Source organism: Burkholderia sp. E168m23 (assembly GCF_016586125.1).
In the GTDB taxonomy this organism is placed as follows: domain Bacteria; phylum Pseudomonadota; class Gammaproteobacteria; order Burkholderiales; family Burkholderiaceae; genus Burkholderia; species Burkholderia orbicola.
Genome location: NZ_BCPP01000110.1, coordinates 1 through 11,529, shown reverse-complemented (window position 1 = coordinate 11,529; position 11,529 = coordinate 1). Strand labels below are relative to the sequence as shown.

Here is an 11,529-nt window from a genome sequence, read left to right as displayed (position 1 = left end):
ATTTCGCGGCGGGCTCCGGCGCGGTGGCGGCCTCCGGCGGCGCGGCGTCCGGCGCGGCAGGCTGCATGCCCGGCTGCGCCATCGCGAGGCTCGCGAGCTGATTGAATTGCGTCTGCAGCAGGTTCCACCAGCCGGCCGGGTCGAACTGCTGCGCGGGGTCGCCCGCCGGCGCATCCGCCGCGGACGCCGCGGCATCGGGTGCGGCCTCGCCCGCCGACGCGGGTTTCGCGGCCTGCGCGGCGGCCACGGCCGCTTCCTCGGCCGCCGACATCGAGCTTTGCGCGAACGCGCCGAATGCACGCAGCGTCGCGAGCGTCGCGCGCTGCACCTCGAGCGCCTGGATCGCGGACTGCAGCATCCCGAGATTGAGCTTCAGCCATTGCTCGACCGCGCGCAGATCGGTGATCCGCTTGTCGAGCTCCTCGACGTTCGTGAGCGGCGACATCATGTCGGACATGCTCGACAGCGACGGCGGCAGCCCGTGCGTGGCGCCCGGAAACGGCGCCATCCCGCCGAACGGCGACATCCGCATCATGTCCCACATCCGGTCCATCATGTCGGCGGGCTGGAACCCGGCAAAGCCGGCGAAAGGGTTGGCGCCGGAGGCATCGGTCGTCATACGGGCATCCTGGTTGACTGGGGGAGCGAGGCGGCCGCCGTGCGTCGCGCAGCCGCGCGTGGTTCGATCATAGCGCGCACGTCAGAACGGCGCGTCGCCGGGGAACGCGGGCGGGCGCCGCTCGCGCAGCGAACGGATGCCTTCCTGCACGTCGGGCCCCGAAAAACCCATGAATTCGAGCGCGAGCGACGTATCGAAGGTCGGGCCGGCCATGCGCAGCCAGTTGTTCAGCGCGTACTTGGTCCAGCGGATCGCCGACTGCGAACCGTGCGCGAGCCGCTCGGCCACTTCGTATGCCTTCGGCAGCAGGTCGGCCGGCTCGACCGCGAGCGAGACCAGCCCGATCCGCTCGGCCTCCTCGCCGCTCACGGGCTCGCACAGCATCAGGTAGTACTTCGCCTTCGCCATCCCGCACAGGAGCGGCCACACGATCGCCGCGTGGTCGCCGGCCGCGACGCCGAGCCGCGTATGGCCGTCGATGATGCGCGCATCCTTCGCGGCGATCGAGATGTCGGCGAGCAGCCCGGCGACGAGCCCCGCGCCGACGGCCGGGCCGTGCATCGCCGACACGATCGGCTTGCTGCAGTTGATCACGTTGTAGACGAGGTCACGCGCCTCGCGCCACACGCGGGCGCGCACGTCGAAATCGTTCGCCATCTCCTCGACGAGCGCGAGATCGCCGCCCGCCGAAAAGCCCTTGCCTTCGCCGCGGATCACCGCGACGCGCGTGTCGGGATCGCGATCGACGTCGCGCCAGATGTCGGCGAGCTCGCGATGCATGCGCGCGTTCGCGGTCGCGAGGCCGCTGCGGTTCGCGCCCTCGCCGCTCATCACGATGTCGAGCACGCCATGGTCGCGGCGCGTCACCTTCAGTGCTTCGTAACCGCCGTACGCGGCAAGATCGGCCATCTGCTGCTCCTTGTTCGAGGCGCTCGAACGCTTGAATCGAGTGTAGCCAAGCCCGCGCGGTCAAACATCGGGCGAAACCCGGCGCGCGGGTCGAAGCCGGGTGTCGCCGGCGCGTTGCGTACCGCGCCGCTTATGCCGCGCCGTCGGGCGGGGAAACCGACTGCTCGATCGCGCCGAAGATCGACTTGCCGGCCGCATCGAACATCTCGATGCGCACCATATCGCCGTAGCGCATGAATTCGGTCTGCGGCGCGCCGTGCTCGATCGTCTCGAGGCAGCGCTTCTCGGCGATGCAGCAGTAGCCGCGCTTCGCGTCCTTGTTCGACACCGTACCCGAGCCGACGATCGAGCCGGCACGCAGGTTGCGCGTCTTCGCCGCGTGCGCGATCAACTGGCCGAAGTGAAACACCATGTCGGTGCCGGCGTCGGGCTGGCCGACCTTCTTGCCGTTCCAGTGGACGATCATCGGGCGGTGCACGCGGCCTTCGCGCCATTCGTCGCCAAGCTCGTCGGGCGTGACGGCGACCGGTGCGAACGCGGTGGCCGGCTTGCTCTGGAAGAAGCCGAAGCCCTTCGCGAGTTCGGCCGGAATCAGGTTGCGCAGCGATACGTCGTTCACGAGCGTGACGAGCCGCACGGCCTTCAGCGCGTCGTCGGGCGACACGCTCATCGGCACGTCGCCGGTGATCACCGCGACCTCCGCCTCGAAATCGATGCCCCATTCCTCGGACGGGCACACGACGTCGTCGCGCGGCCCCAGGAAATCGTCGCTGCCGCCCTGGTACATCAGCGGATCGGTCCAGAACTCGGGCGGCATCTCAGCGCCGCGCGCACGGCGCACGAGCTCGACGTGGTTCACGTACGCGGAGCCGTCGGCCCACTGGAACGCGCGCGGCAGCGGCGCCATGCAGTTGGCCGGATCGAACGCGAACGCGTTGCGCGCGCGCCCGTGGTTCAGCGCGTCGTACAGGTCGCGCAGTTGCGGCGCGTAGAACGCCCAGTCGTCGAGGACGCGCTGCAGCGTCGGCGCGATCGCATCGGCAATCGCCGCGGTGTGCAGGTCGCGCGACACGACGATCAGCTGGCCGTCGCGCGTGCCGTCCTTCAGCGAAGCAAGTTTCATAGGGAGGATCTGCCGTTGTAGTGACGATGGAGGGAATCTATTTTACGATGGTGAATCCATGCGGCGCGCCACGATCGCACACGCCGTTTTCGCCCCGTTTCCTGTCGCATTTTCGCGCACCCGTTGCCCATGCCCGCCAGCCCGCTTCCCGACGACGATCTCGCCGACTCCGATACCGACGACGCTGCTTCCGGCGAACACGGCGAGAAGGTCCGTTCCGGCATCCAGTCGATCGAGGTCGGCTTCCGCCTGCTCGACGTGCTGACGAGCGAGCCGCGCGCGATGATGCTGCGCGATCTCGCGCAGCGCGCGGGCATGAGCCCGGCGAAGGCGCATCGCTACCTGGTCAGCTTCTCGCGGCTCGGCGTCGTGTCGCAGGACCCCGTCTCGGGCCGCTACGAGCTCGGCGGCTTCGCGCTGCAGATGGGCCTCGCGCGGCTCGCGCGCGTCGACGGCGTGAAGCTCGCGCGGATCGCGCTGACCGAATTCCGCGATCGCCTCGACCAGACGGTCGGCATCGCGGTGTGGGGCAACCAGGGGCCGACGATCGTGCACTGGATGGAGTCGAGCCATCCGGCGAAGGCGTCGCTGAAGCTCGGCGACGTGATGCCGCTGCTCGGTTCCGCGACGGGCCTGCTGTTCGCCGCGTACCTGCCGCGCAGCAAGACCGCCGCGATGCTCGAGCGCGAACTCGCCGATACGCGCCGCTCGCCGCACCACGGCGGCCCGCGCACGCTCGACGAAGTCGATGCGGTGCTCGCCGACGTGCGCCGGCACCAGGCCGCGCGCGTCGAGGGGATGCTGCTGCCGACGATCCACGCGTTCTGCATGCCGGTGTTCGACGCGGTCGGCGAACTCGCGCTCGCGATCGTCGCGCTCGGCCAGGAAGGCTCGTTCGACATCGCGTGGGGCGGCGAGATCGACACCGCGCTGCGCGCCTGCGCGCAGAAACTGTCTTACGAACTCGGCTATAGTCCCGACGCACGCGACGCCTGACGCGTCCGGTTCACGTCACGCATCGCGAACGCGCAGCGCATCCGACGGTCCGATTCCTGTGGCGCGCGCCGCGCGCCCGACGTCACCCACGCGCCCCGACCCTGTTCGATGCCCATGCAGCCTGCCGACCTTCGCCCGACTCACGCCCAGCCCCGCCGCTGGCTGCGCGTGGGCGTCGCGCTCGTCGCCGTGCTGGTGCTGCATGCGCTCGCCGGGTTCTGGCTGATGCGCAATCGCGAATCGTTCACGCCGCCGCCGCCCGCCGACATCCCCGTGCAGATCGAGTTGCTGAAACCGCAGCCGATCGAGCGCCAGCCGGCCCCGCCGGCGCCGAAGCCGGTCGAACGTCCGGCCGCACCGGCCGCGCCCAAGGCCGCCCCGCCGAAACCCGCGCAGTCGCACGAGCCGGTCCTCACGTCGACGCAGACGGCCGAGCACGGCGAACCGCCGGCGGCGGCCGCGTCCGCTGCGAGCGGCACACCGGGGGCTTCGGGCGCCTCGGCCGCACACGCCGCGTCGGCCGCGGGCGCCAGCGCCGCGACACCCGGCCCCGCGACGAGCGGCGTGAAGTTCGCCGCGCCGCCGTCCGGCGACCTGCAGTACGACACGTTCTACAACGGCATGCAGAACATGATCGGCACGATCCACTGGCGCACCGACGGGCACACGTACGACCTGTCGGTGTCGATGCCCGTGCCGTTCGTGGGCCCGTTCACCTATCGCAGCGAAGGCCGCATCGATGCGTTCGGCGTCGCGCCCGACCGTTACGTCGAGAAGCGCGGCAAGCGGCCGGAAGACATCGCGATCTTCAACCGCGAGATCCGGCAAGTCGTGTTCACGCGCACGCCGAACAACGCGCCGCTGCCCGACGGCGTGCAGGACCGCTTCAGCATGCTGATGCAGTTGTCGGGGCTCGTGCGCGGCAATCCCGCCGCCTACAAGCCGGGCGTCACGCAGCAGTTCTTCGTGATCGACAACAACAGCGGCGAGACCTGGCCGATCACCGTGATCGGCGACGAGCAGGTGCAGACGCAGGCCGGCATCATCGCGGCGCGGCACTTCATGCGCCTGCCGCGGCGCGACGGCGACACGCGTCGCATCGACATGTGGCTCGCGCCGTCGCTCGGCTGGCTGCCCGCGCGACTCGTGCAGAGCGAGCCGAACGGGGCGCAGATCGAGCTGCTGTGGCACGGCCGCCTCGCCGCACCGAGCGTGCCTGCCGATGTCGCCCCGCCCGCCGGCGCAACGAACGCGCCTGCCGCCGCGCCGACACCCGATGCATCGCCCGCGCAGCCAGCGGAACCGGCGCAAGCGGCACCGCCCGCGACGCTGCAACCCCCTGCCTCGTCGACTGTCACACAGTGAACGCGCGTGAATCCGCGCCAATCGGCAATTTCGACCGATTACAGATTTCCCGGAAATGGCCGATGACACTCTTTAACAACTATTTCAGTCCACCGGCTCACAATGAGAAACGTTTGATAGACATCGGCTTCTAACCGATACACCCCACGCAACGGGAGAACGGGGTGTGCAGCGCAAGCCCCTTGAAACCGGCAAGGCTTGCCCCACCTAGGGGACAACAAGGCCAGATGCCACTGCGAAGAGGAGTGCCGCCATGCAAATGATCTACAACAGCCCCAACTACTGCGTCGTCGAATTTGCGCCGCAGGCCGGCCATCACCTGATGAATGCCGGCGGATACGAAATCGTCGACAAGAACGCGCAGCGCGAAATCTTCATCGACGGCGAACTTGCCGAACGATTCCGCGCACACGTGAAGCAGCTGATCGAGGATGAACCGTCGCTCGACGAGGTCGACGAATTCCTCGGACAATTCGACAGCCTGATGATGATGCCCGTCGTGCTGCACTGACGAGCGCGGCCCGGCGCGTCACGCGGCCGGGCCATTCGCCGCGCATCGATGCGGCGCCGCGTGCACTCCGATCCTGCCCCCGTCCGGCTCGCCGGCGGGGGCTTTCATTTGGCGGGCCGCCAGGCCGGCACGGCGAGGGCCCGCGCCCCCTTGACGCACCGGCTACAATGACGGTTTTCCGTCTTCGCCGGTCTTCCGCCCATGTCTGCGACTCCTCTCGCCGCTTCCGTCCCGCTCGACGCGCGCTACACGCGCGGCGCCGCCCTGCCCGCGCTGCTGAAATCGCGCATCCTGATCCTCGACGGCGCGATGGGCACGATGATCCAGCGCTACAAGCTCGACGAGGCCGCGTATCGCGGCGAGCGCTTCAAGGATTTTCCGCGCGACATCAAGGGCAACAACGAGCTGCTGTCGCTCACGCAACCGCAGATCATCCGCGAGATCCACGACCAGTACTTCGCGGCCGGCGCCGACATCGTCGAAACCAACACGTTCGGCGCGACGACCGTCGCGCAGGCCGACTACGGGATGGAAGATCTCGTCGTCGAGATGAACGTCGCATCGGCGAAGCTCGCACGCGAATCGGCCGCGAAATACGCGACGCCGGACAAGCCGCGCTTCGTCGCCGGCGCGATCGGGCCGACGCCGAAGACGGCCAGCATCTCGCCGGACGTCAACGATCCGGGCGCGCGCAACGTCACGTTCGACGAGCTGCGCACGTCGTACTACCAGCAGGCGAAGGCGCTGCTCGACGGCGGCGTCGACCTGTTCCTCGTCGAGACGATCTTCGACACGCTGAACGCCAAGGCCGCGCTGTTCGCGCTCGACGAGCTGTTCGAGGACACCGGCGAGCGCCTGCCGATCATGATCTCGGGCACCGTCACCGATGCGTCGGGCCGCATTCTGTCGGGCCAGACCGTCGAGGCGTTCTGGAATTCGCTGCGTCATGCGAAGCCGCTCACGTTCGGCCTGAACTGCGCGCTCGGCGCGGCGCTGATGCGCCCGTACATCGCCGAGCTCGCGAAGCTGTGCGACACCTACGTGTCGTGCTACCCGAACGCGGGCCTGCCGAACCCGATGAGCGACACCGGCTTCGACGAAACCCCCGACGTCACGTCGGGCCTGCTGAAGGAATTCGCGCAGGCCGGGCTCGTGAACCTCGCGGGCGGCTGCTGCGGCACGACGCCCGAACACATCGCCGAGATCGCGAAGGCGCTCGCCGACGTGAAGCCGCGTCGCTGGCCGAACCAGTACAGCGACAACGCCTGACCGACCGCCCCACGTCCTTCATCAAAAGAATTCGCACCGCCATGACCGATCACATGATGCGCCTTGCCGGCCTCGAGCCGTTCAACGTCACGCCCGGGACGCTCTTCATCAACGTCGGCGAACGCACCAACGTCACCGGCTCGAAGGCGTTCGCACGGATGATCCTCAACGGCCAGTTCGACGAGGCGCTCGCCGTCGCGCGCCAGCAGGTCGAGAACGGCGCGCAGGTGATCGACATCAACATGGACGAAGCGATGCTCGATTCGAAGGCGGCGATGGTGCGCTTCCTGAACCTGATCGCGTCGGAGCCGGACATCGCGCGCGTGCCGATCATGATCGACTCGTCGAAGTGGGAGGTGATCGAAGCCGGCCTCAAGTGCGTGCAGGGCAAGGCGATCGTGAACTCGATCTCGCTGAAGGAAGGCGAGGACGCGTTCCGCCACCACGCGAACCTGATCCGCCGCTACGGCGCGGCCGCGGTCGTGATGGCGTTCGACGAAACCGGCCAGGCCGATACCTACGCGCGCAAGACCGAGATCTGCAAGCGCTCGTACGACTTCCTCGTGAATGAAGTCGGCTTCCCGCCCGAAGACATCATCTTCGACCCGAACATCTTCGCGGTCGCGACCGGCATCGAGGAGCACAACAACTACGCGGTCGACTTCATCGAGGCGACCCGCTGGATCAAGCAGAACCTGCCGCACGCGAAGGTGAGCGGCGGCGTGTCGAACGTGTCGTTCTCGTTCCGCGGCAACGACCCGGTGCGCGAGGCGATCCACACCGTGTTCCTGTATCACGCGATCCAGGCCGGCATGGACATGGGCATCGTGAACGCGGGCCAGCTCGGCGTGTACGCCGATCTCGACCCCGAACTGCGCGAGCGCGTCGAGGACGTGATCCTAAACCGCCGCGACGACTCCACCGATCGCCTGCTGGAGATCGCCGACAAGTTCAAGGCAGGCGGCGCGAAGAAGGAAGAGAACCTCGAGTGGCGCAACCAGCCGGTCGAGAAGCGGCTCTCGCATGCGCTCGTGCACGGCATCACGACCTTCATCGTCGAGGATACCGAGGAAGTGCGCGCGAAGATCGCCGCGGCCGGCGGCCGTCCGATCAACGTGATCGAAGGGCCGCTGATGGACGGGATGAACATCGTCGGCGACCTGTTCGGCCAGGGCAAGATGTTCCTGCCGCAGGTCGTGAAGTCGGCGCGCGTGATGAAGCAGGCGGTCGCGCACCTGATCCCGTTCATCGAGGAAGAAAAGCGCCTGCTCGCGGAAGCGGGCGGCGACGTGCGCGCGAAGGGCAAGATCGTCATCGCGACCGTGAAGGGCGACGTGCACGACATCGGCAAGAACATCGTGTCGGTCGTGCTCCAGTGCAACAACTTCGAAGTGGTCAACATGGGCGTGATGGTCCCGTGCAACGAGATCCTCGCGAAGGCGAAGGTCGAGGGCGCAGACATCATCGGGCTGTCGGGCCTCATCACGCCGAGCCTCGAGGAAATGGCGTACGTCGCGTCCGAAATGCAGCGCGACGACTACTTCCGCGTGAAGAAGATTCCGCTGCTGATCGGCGGCGCCACGACGTCGCGCGTGCACACGGCCGTGAAGATCGCGCCGCACTACGAGGGCCCGGTCGTCTACGTGCCGGATGCGTCGCGCTCGGTGTCGGTCGCGTCGAACCTGCTGTCCGACGAAGGCGCGGCGAAGTATCTGGACGAGCTGAAGTCCGACTACGAACGCATCCGCGACCAGCACGCGAACCGCAAGGCGCAGCCGATGGTCACGCTCACCGAAGCACGCGCGAACAAGACCAAGGTCGACTGGGCCGGCTACCAGCCGGTGAAGCCGAAGTTCATCGGCCGCCGCGTGTTCAAGAATTACGACCTGAACGAGCTCGCGAACTACATCGACTGGGGCCCGTTCTTCCAGACCTGGGACCTCGCGGGCCCGTACCCGGCGATCCTGAACGACGAGATCGTCGGCGAATCGGCGCGGCGCGTGTTCTCCGACGCGAAGTCGATGCTCGCGCGCCTGATCCAGGGCCGCTGGCTGACCGCGAACGGCGTGATCGCGCTGCTGCCGGCCAATACGGTCAACGACGACGACATCGAGATCTACAGCGACGAGTCACGCTCGGAAGTGCTGCTCACGTGGCGCAACCTGCGCCAGCAGAGCGTGCGCCCGGTGGTCGACGGCGTGATGCGGCCGAACCGTTCGCTCGCCGACTTCATCGCGCCGAAGGAGTCGGGGGTGGCCGACTACATCGGGATGTTCGCGGTAACGGCCGGCCTCGGCGTCGACGTGAAGGAAAAGCAGTTCGAAGCCGACCACGACGACTACAGCGCGATCATGCTGAAGGCGCTCGCCGACCGTTTCGCGGAAGCGTTCGCCGAAGCGATGCACGCGCGCGTGCGGCGCGAACTGTGGGGCTATGCGAGCGGCGAGACGCTCGACAACGACGCGCTGATCGCCGAGAAGTACGCGGGCATCCGCCCGGCGCCCGGCTATCCGGCTTGCCCCGACCACCTCGTGAAGCGCGACATGTTCGACGTGCTGCACGCGGACGAGATCGGCATGAGCGTGACGGATTCGCTCGCGATGCTGCCGGCGGCGAGCGTGTCGGGTTTCTATCTCGCGCACCCGGACAGCCGCTACTTCTCGGTCGGCAAAATCGGGCAGGATCAGCTCGAAGACTACGCGCAACGCATGGCGCTGTCGCTGGACGACGCGCGCCGCGCGCTCGCGCCGCAACTGTAACCGCGTCGACTGCGGCGACCCGCCGCTTCCATCGCCACGCGCCCCGATCCAGGGGCGCGTCGCACAACGACTTGATTTATCAGGATAACTAATCTCAATAATCGAGATCGAAGTCCTGCAACGCCGGGCTTTCGGGCCAACGCGCGTGGGCGACATAACGCGCCCTTCTCCCTCAGTTCTTCCTGCCATGTCGACCTTCGAGATCCGGATCACCGAAACGCCAGCGGACAGCGCGAGCCCGTTCCCGCCGACGATCTACCGCGGCGAGCGCTGGGATCTGAGCCATCTGCGTCCGTTGGCATTCACCTGCGATCTGGAAACCGGCTTCGACGTGACGGTTCTGGTCCTGTTCTCCTGCCACTGCTTTACGCGCAGCCTCAAATGGGACGGACGCACCCGCGACACCATTCCGGATGACGAGATCTACGACGATGGCCGCGAAACGCGCGTGCTCTGCGCAGACCGGTACCGCGCGTCACGGGAGCTGCTGCGCGGCGTGATCGTCGGGCTGGCGACGCGCCGGATCGTCGTCGCGGATGAACGGCAACCCAATTTCGTGACGGTGGAAGCGGTCGCATCGGACGGCACGCAACGCGTGTATGCGGTGTTCTTCGAGGTTTCGAAGGACCGGATCAGGAAACGCCGGCTCATCCTGCGCGTACAGTCGGCCTACATGCTGGATGGCGGCCTGAACCGGCGCCAGCGGGAAGCCCGGAAAGTCGCGCTGCGCACGTTGCTGCGAGCAAGCCTCGAAGGCCGCAAGATCCGGGCGTAGAAAAACCAACGGCCGCCTTTCGGCAGCCGTCGCATGCGGGATTCTCTTTCCGTCGTTCGACGAAATACCCACTCCAGGTGGGACCCGGTTGCCCGGGCGGCGCTATGTTTTCGCACCCGCTTTCACATAGTCTTGCGTTGAATTATAAGGGATTTCATCCTTCGGTCAAGGCAGGCGCCGCGCTACCGCCCCGATTTCGCGCACGCCATCCGCTCGACATAAATTTTCATCAGACAAAAGAAAAAGCCCGCTCGAAAGCGGGCTTTTTCCTGTCTGGCGAACCTTTCGATCTGCCAAGCAAGGAAGAAGGAAGCTCAGAAGCCCCAGTGCACGTCGGCCTGGCCGGCCTTCGCTTCGCGCAGCATCGTCAGGAACGGCGCGACGCGTTGCGCCAGGCTCGGCGGCACTTCATGGTGCGCGTGGTCGGCTTCGTCCTCGTGGAAATGGCCGGCGTGCTCGGCGCGCTCCTGCTTCGCCTGCGCGACCGCGCCTTCCAGCTTGGCGATCGCGTGGTCCAGTTCGTCGTGCGTGATCACACCGCGCTCGCCCAGCTGCTTGCCGACGAGACCCAGCACATACACGGCGAAATCCTTCAGCACGTCGAGATCCTGTGCCGCCTTGCTCTTGAACGTAATCATGACAATTCCCTTTTCATCTTGTTGTGCCTGCGCGGCGCGGTTGGGGAACGCCGGCAGACCGGCGTCCGGCCTCGCGGACGCGGGCCGCCTGAGCGGCATATTAGCACCTGTTAAAATTCTGCGATCCCTGAAACGCGCGCTTAAAAAGCGTGCCGGCGGGCCGGCGTTTCCGGCCGCCACCAACGAAGCCTTCTACCAGCATGCTGCCAGCACACAAACAGACCCTCGAAGCCCTGCTCGCGGATAGCGTCAAGCAGGTCGCACACGCGCTGAAAGGCGCCGACGCAGCATTCGTCGCCCCCGCCATCACGCTGGAGCGCCCGAAGGTCGCCGCGCACGGCGACGTCGCGTGCAACGTCGCGATGCAGCTCGCGAAGCCGCTCGGCACGAATCCGCGCCAGCTCGCCGAGCAGATCGTCGCCGCCCTCACCGCGCAGCCGGCCGCGCAAGGCCTCGTCGAAGCCGCCGAGATCGCCGGGCCCGGCTTCATCAACCTGCGCCTGTCGGCCGCCGCGAAACAGGCGGTGATCGCCGCCGTGTTCGAGCAGGGCCGCGCGTTCGGCAC

General features: G+C 67.3%; 10 protein-coding genes and 1 pseudogene. 7 read left to right on the top strand and 4 right to left on the bottom strand.

Features of this window, described 5'->3' with window-relative positions:
* The 3 genes from JMF90_RS08665 to JMF90_RS08655 form a co-directional block, all read right to left on the bottom strand.
* Positions 1 to 619: PhaM family polyhydroxyalkanoate granule multifunctional regulatory protein (locus JMF90_RS08665; protein WP_201325046.1), on the bottom strand; the 619-nt coding region annotated here is incomplete at its 3' end.
* An 81-nt stretch (positions 620 to 700) separates the two neighbouring features.
* Complete coding sequence (locus tag JMF90_RS08660) at positions 701 to 1,528, bottom strand: enoyl-CoA hydratase/isomerase family protein (RefSeq protein ID WP_011546322.1); 828 nt, start codon at positions 1,526 to 1,528, stop codon at positions 701 to 703.
* A gap of 130 nt (positions 1,529 to 1,658) precedes the next feature.
* Entirely contained in the window at positions 1,659 to 2,651 is a 993-nt protein-coding gene (locus JMF90_RS08655; RefSeq protein WP_201317027.1) for a fumarylacetoacetate hydrolase family protein, read from the bottom strand.
* A gap of 129 nt (positions 2,652 to 2,780) precedes the next feature.
* On the opposite strand from JMF90_RS08655, the gene JMF90_RS08650 reads away from it, so the two are divergent.
* The 6 genes from JMF90_RS08650 to JMF90_RS08625 all read left to right on the top strand — a co-directional run bounded on the left by JMF90_RS08650 (position 2,781) and on the right by JMF90_RS08625 (position 10,326).
* A complete protein-coding gene (locus JMF90_RS08650) occupies positions 2,781 to 3,647 on the top strand; it encodes an IclR family transcriptional regulator (protein WP_011546324.1) in 867 nt (288 codons plus the stop codon).
* 108 nt (positions 3,648 to 3,755) lie between these two features.
* A complete protein-coding gene (locus JMF90_RS08645) occupies positions 3,756 to 5,012 on the top strand; it encodes a DUF3108 domain-containing protein (RefSeq protein WP_201325045.1) in 1,257 nt (418 codons plus the stop codon).
* Positions 5,013 to 5,265: 253 nt separating this feature from the next.
* Complete coding sequence (locus JMF90_RS08640; RefSeq protein ID WP_006477667.1) at positions 5,266 to 5,523, top strand: DUF3567 domain-containing protein; 258 nt, start codon at positions 5,266 to 5,268, stop codon at positions 5,521 to 5,523.
* 201 nt (positions 5,524 to 5,724) lie between these two features.
* Entirely contained in the window at positions 5,725 to 6,792 is a 1,068-nt protein-coding gene (locus JMF90_RS08635) for a homocysteine S-methyltransferase family protein (RefSeq protein ID WP_006477666.1), read from the top strand.
* Between the two features lie 29 nt (positions 6,793 to 6,821).
* Positions 6,822 to 9,551, top strand: a complete 2,730-nt coding sequence (gene metH, locus JMF90_RS08630) for a methionine synthase (protein WP_372237119.1) — start codon at positions 6,822 to 6,824, stop codon at positions 9,549 to 9,551.
* A gap of 187 nt (positions 9,552 to 9,738) precedes the next feature.
* Entirely contained in the window at positions 9,739 to 10,326 is a 588-nt protein-coding gene (locus JMF90_RS08625; RefSeq protein WP_054928091.1) for a hypothetical protein, read from the top strand.
* A 314-nt stretch (positions 10,327 to 10,640) separates the two neighbouring features.
* Here the strand turns inward: JMF90_RS08625 and JMF90_RS08620 are convergent, their stop codons facing one another.
* Complete coding sequence (locus JMF90_RS08620; RefSeq protein WP_006489103.1) at positions 10,641 to 10,964, bottom strand: DUF1840 domain-containing protein; 324 nt, start codon at positions 10,962 to 10,964, stop codon at positions 10,641 to 10,643.
* Between the two features lie 200 nt (positions 10,965 to 11,164).
* On the opposite strand from JMF90_RS08620, the pseudogene argS reads away from it, so the two are divergent.
* Positions 11,165 to 11,529, top strand: a pseudogene (argS, locus tag JMF90_RS08615) (arginine--tRNA ligase); the annotation flags it as partial.

Coding starts and splice junctions, on each gene's coding strand:
- JMF90_RS08660 (WP_011546322.1), bottom strand. CDS start 1,528: ATGGCCGATCTTGCCGCGTACGGCGGTTACGAAGCACTGAAGGTGACG.
- JMF90_RS08655 (WP_201317027.1), bottom strand. CDS start 2,651: ATGAAACTTGCTTCGCTGAAGGACGGCACGCGCGACGGCCAGCTGATC.
- JMF90_RS08650 (WP_011546324.1), top strand. CDS start 2,781: ATGCCCGCCAGCCCGCTTCCCGACGACGATCTCGCCGACTCCGATACC.
- JMF90_RS08645 (WP_201325045.1), top strand. CDS start 3,756: ATGCCCATGCAGCCTGCCGACCTTCGCCCGACTCACGCCCAGCCCCGC.
- JMF90_RS08640 (WP_006477667.1), top strand. CDS start 5,266: ATGCAAATGATCTACAACAGCCCCAACTACTGCGTCGTCGAATTTGCG.
- JMF90_RS08635 (WP_006477666.1), top strand. CDS start 5,725: ATGTCTGCGACTCCTCTCGCCGCTTCCGTCCCGCTCGACGCGCGCTAC.
- JMF90_RS08625 (WP_054928091.1), top strand. CDS start 9,739: ATGTCGACCTTCGAGATCCGGATCACCGAAACGCCAGCGGACAGCGCG.
- JMF90_RS08620 (WP_006489103.1), bottom strand. CDS start 10,964: ATGATTACGTTCAAGAGCAAGGCGGCACAGGATCTCGACGTGCTGAAG.